Raw genomic sequence first — 16,164 nt, 5'->3', positions numbered from 1 at the left:
GACACCGGGCTGGTTTCGCGGCAAGGCCCACGATAAGCTTGGCCGCCAGAATAGTGCCCAGACTCACGGGGCAGTCGTCATCCCATTTTTTCAAATCAGGAAATCATCACGTTGTTAGAGAATACAGATCTTGGAAAGCTGATCATCAGGCTGACCCTGGGCGGCCTGATGCTGTTCCACGGCGTGGCCAAACTGTTTAACGGCGTCAGTGGCATAGAAGCCATGTTATCGGCCCATGGTATTCCCGGCTTTTTCGCTTACGGCGTTTTCATTGGCGAGCTGATTGCGCCCCTCATGGTTATCCTGGGCTACCACACCCGGATCGGCGCCCTACTGATCGTATTCAACATGCTGGTCGCCATTGCTCTGGCACACGGCCACCAGTTGATGAGCCTGGCCGGCTCCGGCGGCTGGTCGCTGGAACTGCAGGGTTTCTTCCTGTTTATCGCACTGGCGCTTGTGTTCCTGGGCCCCGGGCGTTACAAGCTTAAAAGCTAGGTCATGAAAAAGGCCATGTGACAGCCATTGCCGGCACCCTGCCAACTGCGGAAACTGTGGAGAAAGACGCGATGCCAGCGAACCTGAAGCCCGGCGTTTACCGCCACTACAAGGGCAGAAACTACGAGGTCATTGGAACAGCTCGGCATAGTGAAACCGAGGAATATATGGTGGTCTATCGCTGCCTGTATGGCGATCACAGCCTATGGGTCAGGCCGCTGGCCATGTTCAGAGAAACCGTCGAGGTGGCTGGGGAGCAGGTGCCACGGTTTGCCTTCATCGGCGCGTCCGAGGACAGCTAGAACACCATCGGGTCAGTCATCGGCACTGTCCCCCCCTGCCTTGAAAAACACGACCTGCTTGACCGTATGATCATCAGTGTTCTTGCGGGTATTCACGCGGGTCTGTAGTTCGCTAACAGATAGTTCGGCAACAGACAGTTCGGCAGCTGGCAGTTCCGCCGCTGTGGCACCCTCAGCCGGCGTATTCGACTCACCCTCCTTGTCAGCAAAGCCACAGGCGACACACTCCCGGAACTGGCCTTCCTCCGTTGTATACATAGTGATCTTGTCCATTTCCGCGCAACGGGGACAGACAGCGCCGGCTATAAAACGTTTCGGGGTCGCCATGAGGACTACTCCATAATCAGTGGGCTGGGCAAGATCTACCTTGCCCAGCCCGGTTCAGGTCAGGCCGCTTCCGAGGCAATGCCGGTCTGGCGGAGCAAGGCGTCGACCTTCGGCTCCCGGCCGCGGAATGCCTTGAACAACTCCATGGGCTCGCGGGAGCCGCCCTTCTCCAGGATGTTCTCCAGAAATGACCTGCCGGTCTCCGGGTCAAAAATACCTCGTTCCTCGAACAGCGAGAACGCATCCGCTGCCAGAACTTCCGCCCATTTGTAGCTGTAGTAGCCGGCAGCGTAACCTCCGGCAAAGATGTGGGAAAAGCTGTTCGGGAAGCGGTTGAACTCGGGCGTTTTGATGACCGCGATCTCGTCCCGGACCTGACGATGGGTATCCAGGGGATTGGTCGGCGCATCGGGCGTGAATTCGGCGTGCAACCGGAAATCAAACAACGAGAACTCCAGCTGGCGAACCAGCTGCATTCCAGCCTGGAAGTTCTTGGCCGCCAGCAGTTTGTCCAGCAGATCCTGGGGCAAGGGTTCGCCTGTCTCATGGTGCGAGGCAATCAATGCCAGGGAGTCAGGGTGCCAGCACCAGTTTTCCAGGAACTGACTAGGTAGCTCCACAGCATCCCAGGCCACCCCATTGATGCCAGAGACATCGGCTACGTCCACCTGAGTCAGCATATGGTGCAGACCGTGGCCGAACTCATGGAACAGGGTGGTGACCTCATCATGGGTCAGCAGGGAGGGTTGGCCATCGACCGGCGGGGTGAAGTTGCAGGTCAGGAACGCCACCGGCAGCTGTACATGGCCGCGCAGGTTGCGCCACCGGACCCGGCAGTCGGCCATCCATGCGCCACCCCGCTTGCCCTGGCGGGCAAAGGGATCCAGGTAGAAGTAGGCCACCGGCTCGCCGTCCCGGCTGATGCAGTAGGCGGTCACGTCCTCGTGCCAGGTTTCACAGTCGGTCTTGGCTTCAATTTGGACGCCGAACAGGCGCTCAGTGACCTTGAACAGACCCGATACTACCTTGTCTGCCGGAAACCATGGGCGCAGCGTCTCCGGTGAAATGTCGTAACGCTGCTGGCGCAGCTTCTCACTGTAATAGCCGATATCCCAGGCTTCCAATTCGTCAACGCCGTGCTCGTCCCGGGCAAAGGCCTTGAGGTCCTCGATGTCTTTTTGCGCAACCGGCTTAGATTTGTCGGCCAGCTGGTTCAGAAAATCCAGCACCTCATCAGTGGTGCGGGCCATCTTGGTTTCCAGGGAACGCTGGGCGTAGTTATCGAAGCCCAGCAGTTGTGCCAGAGCATGCCGGCGCTTGAGAATCTCGGCCATAACCGGGGTATTGTCCCAGGTGCCCGCATCAGGTCCCATATCTGAGGCCCGTGTGACAAAGGCCTCGTAGACCTCCCGGCGTAGATCCCGGTTATCGCAGTAGGTCATGACCGGGTGAAAGCTGGGAAAATCCAGGGTAATCAGGTAGCCGTCAAGGTCACGCTGCTTGGCAGCCTGCCGGGCCCCGGCCAGGGCTGTTTCCGGCAGACCCGCCAGCTCGTCGGCATCGGTAATATGGCGGTTCCAGTGCTGGGTGGCGTCCAGCACATTGTCACTGAAGCGATTACCCAGATCCGCCAGCTCCATTTTCAGCTCGGCGTATCGGGCTTTATCCTCGGCGGGCAGGTCGACGCCGCCAAGATGGAAATCACGGAGGGTGTTTTCGATGGCTTTTTGCTGGGCCTGGCTCAAATCACTGAAATCGTCCCGGGCTGCAAGCTTCTTGTAGGCCTCACACAGGGTTTCGTTCTGGCTCAGTTCGGTGCTGTACTCGGTCAGCTTGTCGAGGCAGCTCTTGTAAACCTTACGCAGCTCATCGGAATTCATCACGCTGTTGAGATGGGAGATCACAGACCAGGCGTTGTTCAGATGGTCATCCAGACCCTGCATCGGCAGCGCGAGGGTATGCCAGCTCGGGTCCTCCTGGGTCGCCAGCGACTGGATTTTGACCCTGTTCTCACTGAGGATCTGATCAATCGCCGGCTCCATGTGTTCGGTACGGACATGGTCGAAGCGCGGCAGAAGCTCATCGGTCAACAACGGATTGTTCATAGGGTCCCTTCTCAGTCTTTTAAATGTCAGGTAGCTTGAGTGTAAATCTCATCTGTTCTACATACGGACATCGATAAGGTATATGTAATGGCACATTTACGTACTCACAAGGGTAACACGCCAAAAATCGGTTCGCGCACCTGGGTGGACCCCAGCGCTGTGGTGATCGGAGATGTTATTCTGGGCGACGACTGTTCGGTATGGCCCCTGACGGTCATTCGGGGCGATATGCATAAAATCCGCATTGGGGCCCGCTGTAGCCTTCAGGACGGAACCGTGGTCCACATCACCCACGCCAGCGATTACAACCCTGGCGGCTGGCCCACCTCCCTGGGTAATGACGTCACCGTTGGCCACAAAGCCCTGTTGCATGGCTGCACCATCGGCAGCCGGGTACTGATTGGCATGGGCGCCATCATAATGGACGGGGCAGTGGTGGAGGACGAAGTCATCATCGGCGCCGGCAGTCTGGTGCCCCCAGGCAAGACCCTGGCGTCAGGCTATCTGTATATGGGTTCTCCGTGCCGTCAGGCCCGCCGGCTATCCGACCAGGAACGTGGTTTTTTTGTCTATACGGCCGCCAATTACGTCCATCTAAAAAATGAATATCTAAAATAGCTTTTGGCTTTCGAGCTTTTGGTTTTCAGACCTTTATTTTTGAATATTTTTTACTCGAATTTTGTTTTGTGCCGGCCTCTTGAATTTTCCCCTCGCGCTCTCATCTAACAGGAAGCAAGCATCGGGGTTACCCTGAAGATGTGGAGCTGTTCCCCGGGCAACGCTGATATCAAACATTGATCTCAGTACTTCTAGGAGGAGTTTCACTATGGCAAACATCACACGCTGGAATCCGATTTCCGAGTTCGAGGATCTGCTGGACAGGTACAACCGTTACTTTGGGGTCAGTAATCCGAATGGCGAGCGGGAAGGCAAGGATCTGTTCAGCCGAAGCGACTGGGCTCCCGCAGTTGACATAAAAGAGAATTCCGAGCATTTCGAGATCGCCGCTGAACTTCCTGGCCTTAGCAAGGATGACGTCAAGGTAACGGTTCAGGATGGTGTTCTGAGCATCCAGGGCGAACGCAAGAAAGAAGAAGATACCTCAGATGACCGGCAGCACCGGGTAGAGCGGATTTATGGGAAATTTCTGAGGCGTTTCACGCTGCCCGACAATGTCGACGAGGACAGTATCAAGGCCAGCTTCCGGGATGGCATACTGACCCTCACCCTGGCCAAAACGGAACCGGCCGAGCCCAAGGCCATCGAAGTGGATGTGGATTGAGCCAGATCTGAGTGACTGGCTGGCAGAACTGGATCAGGTCAGGCCTGGTCCAGTTCTGCTGCTTTTTTCGCGCCCGCCGCCCGCAGGATCTCGGCGTATTGCACACTTCGCCGGTGTTCGCTTACATGGTCCAGGATGGTCTGGCCCAGTTCATTTCTGGCATTGAGATCACGACCCGCTTCGGTGAAAAAGTCCACGAAGCGAGCAAAGTCAAATGCCCTCATGGCTTGGTAGGCCTTGATCAGAACATGGAAGTCCGGATTGATTCGGGCGTCATAGGGGCTTAGGAAGAGAAAGCTCTTTATTCGCTCATCGCTCCATTCTTCCCCGATAACCTTCGGTTTTTCCGGTCCGCTCATGGTCTTGCTCTCATCTCGCCTGCGTATTAAGGGGCGACAGTATAACGGGCTACCGGATGTTATGTTATATGAATTGAATCTGAGGTATTCACCCTGAGCTATAAGGCCCCGTCAGGGCAAAATTTCCACCGCAGGACTCTGTGTATCTGTGGCAGCCATGCACTCGGGATCCCTGATGGCGATCTCAACCCGTCGATTACGAGCCCGGTTCTCGGCGCTGTCATTGGGCACCAGGGGATTGGTTTCGGCCCGACCTGCCGCCGTCACACGGTCCGCGGACACCTGCCGGTTGAGTACCAGTTCATGGACCACGGACACCGCTCGGGCCGCTGACAGGTCCCAGTTTGACCGGTAGCGCCCGCTGGCGACCGGACGGTCGTCGCTGTAGCCGGCCACCAGTACCTCGCCGCTGCAGACCGCCAGAACCTCCACCACACGCTCAATGATGGGAATCATCTCCGGCTTGATGGCGGCTTCCCCGGAGCGAAAGGTGGCGTCCTCGGAGAATCGGATAACGACCTTCTCGGTATCGTAGTTGACCGTCAGCGCTTCCGAGGCCACCTCGGCCTCCAATTCCCGAATCAGTCGTGAGGCGAGCTCCACAATACCCTCAGGGACCCTTGTCCGGGGGCCATTGGCACCCCGCTCGTCAATGAACTCGGGCTGATCTTCCAACGCATTACCCGGGTCCGGCAACGAAACCGAGTCGCTTTCGATCAGGGTAAGGGGAGAGCCACCCTTATCGTCAGCCAGAACATTATCGCTGCCGAAGGCCACCGACATGGAATTGGCCATGGCGCGATATTTTTCAATGTCCATTTCAGCAAATGACAGCAATAAAATAAAAAACGTCAGCAGCAGCGTGGCCAGATCGGCAAAGGTCACGATCCAGGAGGGTGCGCCCCGGGGGCTCCGCTTGCGTTTGGCCAACAGGACCGCCATGGCTCAGGCCTCCCGCTCCCGGGCCAGGGCCATGCGCTGGTCAGGTGTAATGAAGGCGGATAGCAATTCGGTCATTACCCGGGGGTTCTGACCCTGCATGATGTTCTCGATGCTGGTGGCTATCAGCAGCCGGTTGCGCTGCTCGTCCTCGGCCTTGAGCTGCAGTTTGTCCGCCAGCGGCAAAGCCACCAGCTGCGCCAGAAAAGCGCCATAAAGCGTGGTGAGAAGCGCGATTGCCATGGCTGGCCCTATGGAGGCCGGGTCATCAAGGGTGTTGAGCATCTGCACAAGGCCAACCAAGGTGCCCAGCATGCCAATGGCAGGCGCTGACTCGCCAATGCCGCGGAAGACTCGCTCCGCCACCTCATACCGCTCCATGGTCTGTTGAATGTCCTGGGTCAGGGCTTCGGTAATCAATTCAGGGGGATGACCGTCGACGCACAGGTTAATGCCTTTGCGAAGAAACTCGTTCTCCGTATGGTGGCTTTCCAGGCCCAGGATACCTTCCTTGCGGACAACCCGCGCCAAGGCACTGACTTCCTGAATGAGATCAACCGGTTTTTCCACCCGGTCCTTGAAGGCAGTGGCGAACGCCAGGCGGAAGGAACTCACGACCGTGTGCAGTCGAAACTTGATCAGGGTCACTGCCAGGGTGCCGCCCAGGACAATGGCCAGGCCCGGCAGGTTCATGAAAGTGAGCAGGCTGGCGTTGGCAAGCATGGCCAGCAACACGATAACAATGCCGGCAATCAGGCCCACCAGGGTCAGGATGTCCATGTAATACCTCTGGCCATGTAATATCTCTTGGAAACTGCGAGCTCTTGGAGCCTTCCGATACCCATATCAGGCCATCTGGACCTCAAGAATAGACCAAGAATTCCCGATCAGCCTGCACCAGACCTCAAGGCTGCGATAACCGGCGCAGTATCGGGGCGGATGCCGCGCCAGACGTGGAATGATTCTGCCGCCTGCTCCACCAGCATCCCGACCCCGTCGGTTCCCAGCTTGCCGCCGTGGTCGCGTATCCACCGGTTAAAGGGTGTGACCTCGTGGGAGTACATCATGTCGTAACCTTGGGTCGCTGGCCCCACCAGTTCAGAGGACAGGGGCGGAAGGTCACCCTGAAGGCTGGCGCTGGTGCCATTAATGATGACATCAAATACACCTTCGGGATCGGTGGATCCACCCCCGCCCAGGACGGTTTCCCCGGCCTCGGTCCGGAACAGCTCCACCAGTTGAGCCGCCTTTGTTGGGGTCCGGTTGGCAATGAACAGGGCCGCCGGCCGTTCGGCCAGCACAGGCCCCAGCACACCCCGGACGGCACCGCCGGCACCCAGAATAAGCACCCGCTTTCCGGCCAGCTCAATCTGGTTGTTAACGGTCAGGTCCTGCACAAGGCCCTTGCCATCCGTGTTATCAGCGGTAAGTGAACCTTCACTGTCAATAAACAGCGTATTGGCGGCACCGGCCTTTTCTGCCCTTTGCGTTCTCCGGGTCGCCATGGCCCAGGCTTCCTGCTTGAACGGTACGGTGACATTCAGGCCTTTACCGCCCCGGCTGAAAAAGGCCTCGACAGTATCAGCGAACTTTTCCAGCGGAGCCTGGATCGCTGTATATTCGATTGCTTCGCCGGCCTGGGCGGCAAACCGGCTATGAATCCACGGCGACTTGCTATGGCTGATGGGGTTACCCACCACCGCGTAAAGGTCATCAGTCATGGTTATCCTCCAGCCAATTTCGGGCGGTCAGGTAGTGCTCGGTAAGGGCCGCTTCGGCACTGCCCGGCTCTGGCAACCGATTGTAGTCCCAGCGTACCAATGGCGGCAGCGACATCAGGATAGACTCAGTGCGCCCGCCGGACTGCAGGCCGAACAGTGTGCCCCGGTCGTAGACCAGGTTGAACTCCACGTAGCGACCGCGACGGTAGAGCTGGAAGTCCCGCTCACGCTCCCCATAGTCGTGGTTTTTTCTGGCCGCCAGGATGGGCTTGTAAGCTTCAATATAGCTATCGCCCACAGCCTGCATAAACGCAAAATCCCGGTCAAAATCTCCGGTGTTATGGTCGTCAAAGAATAGCCCACCGATGCCTCTCGGCTCGTTGCGATGGCGCAGATAGAAATACTCGTCGCACCAGCGCTTGAAATCCTCGTATACGCGATCGCCAAAAGGTTCACAGGCCTGGCGGGCGGTTTTATGCCAGTGCACACAGTCGACGTCAAAACCGTAGTAGGGCGTCAGGTCATAACCGCCGCCAAACCACCAGACCGGCTCACTGTCCGGCGGTGTCGCCACGAAAAACCGGACGTTGGCATGGGAAGTCGGAGCGTAGGGGTTGTGGGGGTGAATAACCAGTGATACACCCATGGCCTGCCAGGGTGCGCCGGCAAGCTGGGGCCTGTGGGCAGTAGCCGAGGGTGGCATGGTGTCGCCCATGACATGGGAAAAGTTGACGCCGCCTTTCTCGATCACCTCGCCGTCACTTATTACCCGGCTGATACCACCACCGCCCTCGGGCCTGCTCCAGCGCTCTTCAACAAACTCTTTTTTTCCATCGAGCTGGGAAAGTTCTTTGCAGATATTGCTCTGCAACGTAAGTAAATACTTACGTACTGCTTCGATGTCGGGGCTGGACATAGGGTCTCCTAGCGAAGCCATTGGCCGGTCATAATATCCAGGATCCGGCTCGGGTTACGTGCACCGCCAACTGCACCCGGAACCAGATGAACTTCTTCCGGGCTGAAATAGCGCCTGACCTGCCAGGACCGGCGCGCAGGCTCATGCCCGGCGGGATTACAGGAAGTCGAAACCAGCGGCCGGCCGGCGGCCTGGCACAGAGCCCTGACCACACCATGAGCACTCACCCGCACGGCAATGGATTCATGCTGGCCTTTGACAAGCCTGGGCACCTGGTCCTGAACGTCCGGCAGCAGACAGGTGACCGGGCCGGGCCAGTGCTCCCGGGCCCGGGCCTGGAGTTCGGCCGGTAAAGGATCGAGTAGGAACCTGACCTGGTCCAGGGAACCGGCCACCAGGATCAGGCCCTTGTGGGCCGGTCTTTCCTTGAGCTCAAGCACCTGCTTGACGGCGCCCTCATCCCAGGGATCGCAGCCAAGGCCCCAGACCGCCTCAGTGGGATAGGCAATAACCTGGCCATGCCTGAGCGCGGACCGGGCCTGGTAGATGTGCCAGGAGGTCAGAGGTGAAAACGATTGGGTCATGATGGGTTATTATCCAGCCAAAAGCGGTTCAGGCAAGCCGCTGAAATCCTCCCGGCGTCGGAGTAACCAGCCCTTCCATTTCCAGCAGAAGCAGGGACTGCATCAGCTCTTCAGCGGGCAGAGCGGTCGTCGCGCACAGTTGATCGGTCGAGGCTGGATCATACCCTAATGCCTTCAACACCACTATTTCCCGAGCAGCCAAATTACTCTCAGCGAACGACGAGGATGCGGCGTCGCCGGAAACAGGCGCCTTGGGCACCGAGTCCTCCCTGCGCTCCGGTTTCGGACGGATCCGGATCGGTCTCTGTACTACCCCCCAGGCGCTGAGTTCAGCCTCGATGTCCGCCACCGACTCGACCAGAGTCGCGCCCTGACGGATCAGTTGGTGGCAGCCACGGGCCTGGGGGTTGTGAATGGAGCCGGGGATGGCGAATACCTCACGACCCTGTTCGAGGGCCAGCCGGGCCGTTATAAGGGAACCGCTGCGCGGGCTCGCCTCGATCACCAGAACGCCACGGCTCAGACCGCTGATGATGCGGTTGCGCTGGGGGAAGTGCGCTGGCCGGGCCGGCGTACCCGGCGGCAGGTCTGACACAATGACACCCTGGCTGGCAATGTCTTCGGTCAGCTTGCTGTGCTGGCGAGGGTAGATGACATCAAGCCCGGTGCCGACCACAGCGGCCGTGGGAAAGCCCGCGTCCAGTGCACCTGCATGAGCCGCACCATCGACGCCTAGGGCAAGGCCACTGGTTACCAGAAAACCGCTTTCACTGAGCGCCGCCGCGAACTGCCTGGCGTGTTCCAGACCACCCCTGGTCGCGCTTCGGCTTCCGACAATACCGATCTGGGGGCGCTGGAGGAGCCCGGTATCACCCCTGGCGTACAGCAATAAAGGAGCGTCGTGGATGTTGGCCAGCGCTTCCGGATACTGAGCACTGTCCCACCCAATAAGACTGATGCCCTTGGCCCTGCAGGCCGACAGGATTCGCCCCGCTTCCGCTACCGTAGCGTCGCCGGCATCCGCAACCTGCCAGGCTGCGATCGCATCACAGGCCTCTGGCGGCAGCGCCAGGGACCGCAGTGTAGCCGGGTCCATGGCGAGCAACTCAAGTGGGCAGGCCAGATTTTCTTTCACAGCCTGCCAGCGCCTGACGCCCATTCGGGGCAACCGGCTCAGCAGGAGCCAGCAACCATCAGGATCCGCAAACAGGGAAGTGCCGGTAGCCGGCAAAGCAGGGGCTTGGGTCATGGTTCCATCCTTGGATCGGGTTGCCGTCCTGGCAACCTGCGTGTCTATACATAAAAACGGGAACCGTTTCGGCTCCCGTTCTGATTTCGTCTTACTGATGCATTGTTACCTGAACGCGGTGGTTCAGGGGTTACGCACAATGTCTCCAATGGCGAGAGGGCGGGTAGCATTAAGCACCAGACCGTAGCTGAGTTTCTCGTAGGTCTGGAAAATCATCAATACCCCGGCACGCTCAGCGGGAAGCTGGACCTTTTCATTGGTGTAGGGATCCTTAACCACATTGCCGGCGCGGAACACGGCCAGGACATTGCCAGCTTCCAGGCCTTCCCGGGCACCACGGTTGATCGCCACCACATCATACTGGCCGATCTGCTTGACCCCGCCTTCCACGGCAATCATCTGACCTTCGATCTGGTCACCGGGAGCGCTGGGGTTGAACTGGGCCGTGATGGTCCTGTCTTCACTTGCCAGCAAACGATCGCCAATGCGAACTTCCTCAACGGACCGCTTGAGCTGGAGTGTCAGGACATCGCCATTTTCTTCGGTGATTTTTCCCTGGGCGATGGCACGGGCTTCGAGACCCAGGAATTCGCCGGTTTCGGGGTCCACGTAGCTGTTGCTGCGACGGAAAATACCCACCTTGTCCGCGGGCTTGTCACCCCGGGCATAGATCTTGTCCCCAGCACCCATGATAATGCGGCCGTCTTCCCCTTCCAGCACGTAAGCGGCATCTTCCAGGGTTTCAGGATCGACAATACGGGTATCCGACAGGAAGCTGCTGATGGCATCCAGGGGAATGGCCGGTATGGGTGTTTCAATGGGTTCAGAGCGGACCTGAGGTGACAGCTTCACGACGTTGTCGCTGCTGACCTTGGTCACCCGCTGCTCGCCCTCGACATAGACCAGTGCCAGAACGTCGCCCGGATAGATCAGATGAGGATTCCGGACCTGCGGGTTAACATGCCATATCTCAGGCCAGTACCAGGGATTGTTCAGGAAGCGGGATGAGATATCCCATAACGTATCACCCTTTACAACAGTATAACGCTCAGGATGGTCAGACCGGAATTCAGGGCTGGCCGCTTGCGCCCATGAGGTTATCAGCAGCATAGTGGCTGCCAGAGCGTACAGCAGTTTCCGCATTGTGTAAGTCCTTGATCGCTTGCCTTATTCGATGGACTCGCTGGCTGATTCCAGACCGCCTACCGAAGCCTAATACCCTACTATAGAAGAAGTCCGACTGATTGTGATGTTATCTTTTGTTCTTCCAGTGAATTCTACCTATCACTGCTCAGTTTGTACTCAATGGATAAGATGAGAGATAATAGGCTCATTCGACACGGAGCCAACTTGAAACCTGGCCAGACGACCCGACAATAATAGTCGTGGCCCATGGAATTGCGCAGTACACGGTCGCATTTCAGGGACAAAGTTCTCCAGGCAGTCACCCAGGCAGCAGGTAATCCGAAGGCGCTATGATACTAGACATACTTGAATTCCCGGACCCGCGGTTACGGACCGTTGCAAAGCCGGTGGAAGAAGTTACAGACGAGACCCGCAGGCTCATCGATGACATGTTCGAGACCATGTACGATGCGCCGGGCATCGGCTTGGCTGCGACCCAGGTGAATGTCCACCGCCAGATCATTGTGATCGACCTGTCCGACGACCGCAGCGAATCGCTGGTGCTGATCAATCCGGAAGTCGAAGTACTTGCGGGTGACTACCAGGACATGCAGGAAGGTTGCCTGTCGGTTCCCGGCTTCTATGAAGACGTTACCCGAATCGATCATGTCCTGGTCAGAGCCCTGGATCGGGATGGTAATCCATTCGAGCGGGAAGTCACCGGGTTGCTGGCGGTCTGTATCCAGCACGAGATGGACCACCTCAAAGGCAAGCTGTTCGTGGATTATCTGAGCCCGCTCAAGCGCACCCGTATTCGCAAAAAGCTGGAGAAGCAGCATAAGATCCGTGCCTGAGATGAGCGTGGGCAAGGTATAATATTCAGTTCCAGACCGGGTGCATGCCCGGTCTTTTCGTATCCAAGGGGTCCTGCTGCGGACCTGCCCGGAAGACATGGAGATTCTGCCCCTGTGCACCTCGTTTTTGCTGGTACACCCGACTTCGCAGCCACTGCGTTAAAAGCCCTGATCAGCTCCGGCCATACAGTGGTTGGCGTCTACACCCAGCCGGATCGGCCCTCCGGACGAGGCCGCAAACTGGTAGCCAGCGCCGTCAAGCAGGTCGCCCTTGAATCCGGGCTGCCTGTTTTCCAGCCCGAAAGCCTTAAAAACCCCGAAGCCCAGGCCGAGCTCGCGCGCCTGAGTCCCGACGTCATGATTGTGGCCGCTTACGGCCTCATCCTGCCGAAAGTTGTGCTGGAGATTCCCCGTCACGGCTGTCTCAATATCCACGCCTCCCTGTTACCGCGCTGGCGGGGGGCTGCCCCCATCCAGCGGGCCATTGCCGCCGGTGACCGGGAAACCGGAGTCACCATCATGCAGATGGCGGAAGGCCTGGATACCGGCGACATGCTGATGAAAGCCACTACAGCCATTGAGCCGGATGACACCGGCGGCAGCCTCCATGACCGCCTGGCCGATATGGGCGCCCGGGCCATTGTTGCTGCCCTGGACAGGCTTGAAGCCCGGGAGCTGCCAACTGAACCCCAGGATGATGCCCAGGCGAGCTACGCCCACAAGCTGTCCAAGGACGAAGGCAGGATCCATTGGAGCCAGCCCGTCGATATAATCGAACGTCAGATCCGGGCGTTTCATCCCTGGCCCGGAAGCTACACCGACCTGGGGGACCAGCGCCTGCGCATTCACCAGGCGAAGCCCCTTGACCGCTCGTCCGATGCAACTCCAGGAACCGTTATCGATCGAACCCGGGAGGGCATTGATGTCGCCTGCGGCAAGGGCATTCTTCGCATAGAGCGACTGCAACTGCCCGGTGCCCGGCCCCAGTCCGCAAGCGATCTGATCAATGGTGGCAAAGCCCTGCTGTTGCCGGGCCAGGAGCTGCACTGAATGGCCAACTCACCCGAGTACCGGTCGATCCCGTCGCAGCAACCGGTTCGCGCGGCTGCCGCCATGGTGCTGCAGGCGGTGGAAGACGGGCAGTCCCTGTCCCAATGCCTGCCCTTGGGCCAGGCCAGCGTCGACGCTTCGGAAAGACCGGAACTGCAGGCTCTGTGCTACGGCGCCTGTCGCTGGTACCACCGCCTGGACGCCGAACTGAGCCCGCGTATGAAGCGCCCCCTGCGCAAGTCGGACCGGGTTATCCACCAACTCATGATCGTGGCGCTGTTTCAGCTTCGCCACAGCCAACAGGCCAGCTACGCCGTGCTCAACGAGACCGTGGAAGCCTGCCGTACCCTGGGGCGGCCTCACCTCACCGGCCTGGTCAACGGCATATTGCGTGCGGCCCAGCGCGATGGCGAGCCCGAGCCGGAGAAGCCGGGCGCCCGCTTCAGCCATCCGGACTGGATTGTGGAAAAGTTACGTCACAACTGGCCTGAGCACTGGCAGGCCATTCTGGCAGCCAATAACGTCCAGGCTCCCATGACCCTGAGGGTGAATGCGGAGCAGGGCAGTCGTGAACAGTATCTGCAATGGCTTACCGAAGCCGGTATCGAAGCACAGCCAACCAGGCTGGCGCCCTATGGCATACAGCTGGCCCAGCCGGTGCCTGTGGAGCGCCTGCCGGGTTTTGGCGACGGTGCCGTCAGTGTCCAGGATGAAGCGGCGCAACTGTGTACGCTGCTGTTGGACCTCAAGCCGGGCCAGAGGGTACTGGACGCCTGTGCAGCCCCCGGTGGTAAGACCTGCGCGATTCTGGAGCAGGGGCCGGACCTGGCCGAAGTGGTCGCTATTGACCAGTCTGCGTCTCGGCTACCACGGATTCAGGAAAACCTGGATCGCCTCTGCCTGAGCGCAACCCTGACCGAGGCCGATGCCGCCAATATCGAAAGCTGGTGGGATAACGAGCCGTTCGACCGCATTCTGCTCGACGTGCCCTGCAGCGCCAGCGGTGTGATCCGGCGTCACCCGGACATCAAGCTGCTGCGCCGGGAAGCGGACATTACACCGCTGGCCGGAATACAGCTGGGGCTGTTGGCGAATCTCTGGCGCATACTGAAACCCGGGGGGCGCCTTGTATACGCTACCTGCTCTGTATTCCCCCAGGAGAACCACCGTATAATTCAGCGGTTTCTTCGCCAACAGGCCGACGCCCGACTGATCCAGCCCCAGGTCACCTGGGGCACGGACACCGGCTACGGACGCCAGCTGCTACCCGACCCTCAGGCCCATGACGGTTTTTTCTACGGGGTACTGGAGCGCGAAGAGTCGACCCCTGAGCACGCAACAGATGTCTGACCAAGGTAACGGATTATGAAGATCATCATCCTAGGGGCAGGTCAGGTCGGCGGGACTCTGGCCGAAAACCTCGCCAACGAAGCCAACGACATTACTGTTATCGACAGTGATGGCCAGCGCCTGCGCGAACTGCAGGATCGCCTGGACATCCGCACGGTCCAGGGCCGGGGCTCCTACCCGACCATCCTGCGCCAGGCCGGCGCCGAAGACGCCGACATGCTGATTGCCGTGACCAACAGCGACGAGACCAACATGGTCGCCTGTCAGGTCGCCTATTCCCTGTTCAAGACGCCGACCAAGATCAGCCGGGTCAGGGCCAACGCCTACCTGGCGCGCAAGGAGCTGTTCGGGGACTCCGGCTTCCCGGTGGATGTACTGATCAGTCCCGAGCAGGTGGTCACCGAGCACATTACCCAGCTCATCGAATATCCCGGCGCGTTGCAGGTTCTGGAGTTCTCCAAGGGCCTGGTCAGGCTGGTGGCCATCCGCGCCACCAAGGGTGGCCCGCTGGTGGGCCACGAGCTGGCTTTCCTACGCTCCCACATGCCCAAGACCGATACCCGGGTGGCGGCCATCTTCCGCAAGGACCGACCCATCATTCCCCAGGGCGATACGGTGATTGAGGATGGCGACGAAGTCTTCTTCATTGCCGGCACCGATCACATCCGCAAGGTCATGAGCGAATTGCAGCCCCTGGAAAAACCCTACAAGCGGGTCTTCATCTGTGGTGGCGGCAACATCGGCCAGCGCCTGGCCCGAACCCTGGAGGACCGCTATCAGGTTAAGCTGCTGGAGCGGGACCGGGAGCGCTGTGTGATGCTGTCCGAGAGCCTGCGCAAGACAATCGTGCTGGAGGGCAACGCCGCCAACAAGGACATCCTGCTAGAAGAGAATATCGAGCGCATCGACGTTTTCTGCGCAGTCACTAACGACGACGAAGCCAACATCATGGCCTCGCTGCTGGCCAAACGCCTTGGTGCCCGTAAGGTCCTGACCCTGATCAATAATCCTGACTACGTGGACCTGATCCAGGGCGGTGAAATCGACGTTGCCATCTCGCCCCAGCAGACCACCATCGGCAGCCTGCTAACCCACGTCCGCAAGGGCGATGTGGTCAATGTGCACGCCCTGCGCCGGGGCGCGGCGGAGGCCATCGAAGCCATTGCCCACGGGGACCATCGCTCCTCGAAAGTGGTCGGCAAACGCCTTGATGAAATCCAGCTACCGGAAGGCACCACCATTGGCGCGATTGTTCGCCACAATGAAGTGCTGATTGCTCACGACCATATCCGGGTTCAGCCGGACGACCATGTCATCCTATTCCTGGTGGACAAGTCCCGTATCCGGGACGTGGAACGGCTGTTCCAGGTGGGCCTGACATTTTTCTGAGGCCGGGCAGGTTTTCTGCGACTGCTTAGAAATAGCGGCCTGAGCAGCGTATAATGCCGACCCTTCGATGTGCAGGGGTGGATTTCCCGGCACAACACACAGACAGCGCAGCAG

At 59.1% G+C, this 16,164-nt stretch carries 18 protein-coding genes; 8 read left to right on the top strand and 10 right to left on the bottom strand.

What is annotated here, in order from left to right:
- The first annotated feature begins 111 nt into the window (after positions 1 to 111).
- Entirely contained in the window at positions 112 to 498 is a 387-nt protein-coding gene (locus G7W63_RS03120) for a DoxX family protein (RefSeq protein WP_166253005.1), read from the top strand.
- A gap of 71 nt (positions 499 to 569) precedes the next feature.
- On the top strand, positions 570 to 800 hold the full coding sequence (locus tag G7W63_RS03115; RefSeq protein ID WP_166253274.1) for a DUF1653 domain-containing protein: 231 nt from the start codon (positions 570 to 572) through the stop codon (positions 798 to 800).
- 12 nt (positions 801 to 812) lie between these two features.
- Here the strand turns inward: G7W63_RS03115 and G7W63_RS03110 are convergent, their stop codons facing one another.
- Positions 813 to 1,127, bottom strand: a complete 315-nt coding sequence (locus tag G7W63_RS03110; protein WP_166253002.1) for a YheV family putative zinc ribbon protein — start codon at positions 1,125 to 1,127, stop codon at positions 813 to 815.
- 59 nt (positions 1,128 to 1,186) lie between these two features.
- Complete coding sequence (prlC, locus tag G7W63_RS03105; RefSeq protein ID WP_166252999.1) at positions 1,187 to 3,232, bottom strand: oligopeptidase A; 2,046 nt, start codon at positions 3,230 to 3,232, stop codon at positions 1,187 to 1,189.
- 87 nt (positions 3,233 to 3,319) lie between these two features.
- On the opposite strand from prlC, the gene G7W63_RS03100 reads away from it, so the two are divergent.
- Both G7W63_RS03100 and G7W63_RS03095 read left to right on the top strand, forming a co-directional pair.
- On the top strand, positions 3,320 to 3,850 hold the full coding sequence (locus G7W63_RS03100; protein WP_166252996.1) for a gamma carbonic anhydrase family protein: 531 nt from the start codon (positions 3,320 to 3,322) through the stop codon (positions 3,848 to 3,850).
- 208 nt (positions 3,851 to 4,058) lie between these two features.
- Positions 4,059 to 4,514, top strand: coding sequence for an Hsp20/alpha crystallin family protein (locus tag G7W63_RS03095; RefSeq protein ID WP_166252993.1), 456 nt, complete (start codon positions 4,059 to 4,061; stop codon positions 4,512 to 4,514).
- A gap of 38 nt (positions 4,515 to 4,552) precedes the next feature.
- On the opposite strand, the gene G7W63_RS03090 is transcribed toward G7W63_RS03095, so the two are convergent.
- From G7W63_RS03090 to G7W63_RS03055, 8 genes are all read right to left on the bottom strand, one after another.
- Complete coding sequence (locus G7W63_RS03090) at positions 4,553 to 4,873, bottom strand: PA4642 family protein (RefSeq protein ID WP_166252990.1); 321 nt, start codon at positions 4,871 to 4,873, stop codon at positions 4,553 to 4,555.
- Positions 4,874 to 4,984: 111 nt separating this feature from the next.
- Positions 4,985 to 5,815, bottom strand: a complete 831-nt coding sequence (locus tag G7W63_RS03085) for a flagellar motor protein MotB (protein ID WP_166252987.1) — start codon at positions 5,813 to 5,815, stop codon at positions 4,985 to 4,987.
- 3 nt (positions 5,816 to 5,818) lie between these two features.
- A complete protein-coding gene (locus G7W63_RS03080; RefSeq protein WP_166252984.1) occupies positions 5,819 to 6,592 on the bottom strand; it encodes a motility protein A in 774 nt (257 codons plus the stop codon).
- Positions 6,593 to 6,699: 107 nt separating this feature from the next.
- A complete protein-coding gene (gene aroE, locus G7W63_RS03075) occupies positions 6,700 to 7,533 on the bottom strand; it encodes a shikimate dehydrogenase (RefSeq protein WP_166252981.1) in 834 nt (277 codons plus the stop codon).
- The gene (gene hemF / locus G7W63_RS03070; RefSeq protein ID WP_166252978.1) at positions 7,526 to 8,449 is read right to left on the bottom strand and encodes an oxygen-dependent coproporphyrinogen oxidase; all 924 of its coding nucleotides are present in this window, start codon (positions 8,447 to 8,449) and stop codon (positions 7,526 to 7,528) included. The genes aroE and hemF overlap by 8 nt, the downstream gene beginning before the upstream one ends.
- Positions 8,450 to 8,457: 8 nt before the next feature.
- Entirely contained in the window at positions 8,458 to 9,033 is a 576-nt protein-coding gene (gene tsaC, locus G7W63_RS03065) for an L-threonylcarbamoyladenylate synthase type 1 TsaC (protein ID WP_166252975.1), read from the bottom strand.
- 28 nt (positions 9,034 to 9,061) lie between these two features.
- Positions 9,062 to 10,282 (bottom strand): DNA-processing protein DprA, encoded by a 1,221-nt coding sequence (dprA, locus tag G7W63_RS03060; protein WP_166252972.1) that lies wholly within the window; start codon positions 10,280 to 10,282, stop codon positions 9,062 to 9,064.
- A 123-nt stretch (positions 10,283 to 10,405) separates the two neighbouring features.
- The gene (locus tag G7W63_RS03055) at positions 10,406 to 11,425 is read right to left on the bottom strand and encodes a LysM peptidoglycan-binding domain-containing protein (RefSeq protein ID WP_166252969.1); all 1,020 of its coding nucleotides are present in this window, start codon (positions 11,423 to 11,425) and stop codon (positions 10,406 to 10,408) included.
- Positions 11,426 to 11,757: 332 nt separating this feature from the next.
- Here G7W63_RS03055 and def point away from each other — a divergent pair, with 332 nt between their 5' ends.
- The 4 genes from def (at position 11,758) to trkA (ending at position 16,050) form a co-directional block, all read left to right on the top strand.
- Complete coding sequence (gene def, locus G7W63_RS03050; protein ID WP_166252966.1) at positions 11,758 to 12,261, top strand: peptide deformylase; 504 nt, start codon at positions 11,758 to 11,760, stop codon at positions 12,259 to 12,261.
- Positions 12,262 to 12,375: 114 nt separating this feature from the next.
- A complete protein-coding gene (gene fmt / locus G7W63_RS03045; protein ID WP_166252963.1) occupies positions 12,376 to 13,311 on the top strand; it encodes a methionyl-tRNA formyltransferase in 936 nt (311 codons plus the stop codon).
- Positions 13,312 to 14,661, top strand: a complete 1,350-nt coding sequence (gene rsmB, locus G7W63_RS03040; RefSeq protein WP_166252960.1) for a 16S rRNA (cytosine(967)-C(5))-methyltransferase RsmB — start codon at positions 13,312 to 13,314, stop codon at positions 14,659 to 14,661. It abuts the gene before it with no gap.
- A gap of 15 nt (positions 14,662 to 14,676) precedes the next feature.
- Complete coding sequence (gene trkA, locus G7W63_RS03035) at positions 14,677 to 16,050, top strand: Trk system potassium transporter TrkA (protein WP_166252957.1); 1,374 nt, start codon at positions 14,677 to 14,679, stop codon at positions 16,048 to 16,050.
- The last annotated feature ends 114 nt before the right edge of the window (positions 16,051 to 16,164 follow it).

Source organism: Marinobacter salicampi, from assembly GCF_011074795.1.
GTDB lineage: Bacteria > Pseudomonadota > Gammaproteobacteria > Pseudomonadales > Oleiphilaceae > Marinobacter > Marinobacter salicampi.
This window is presented reverse-complemented; position numbering and strand designations above follow the sequence as displayed.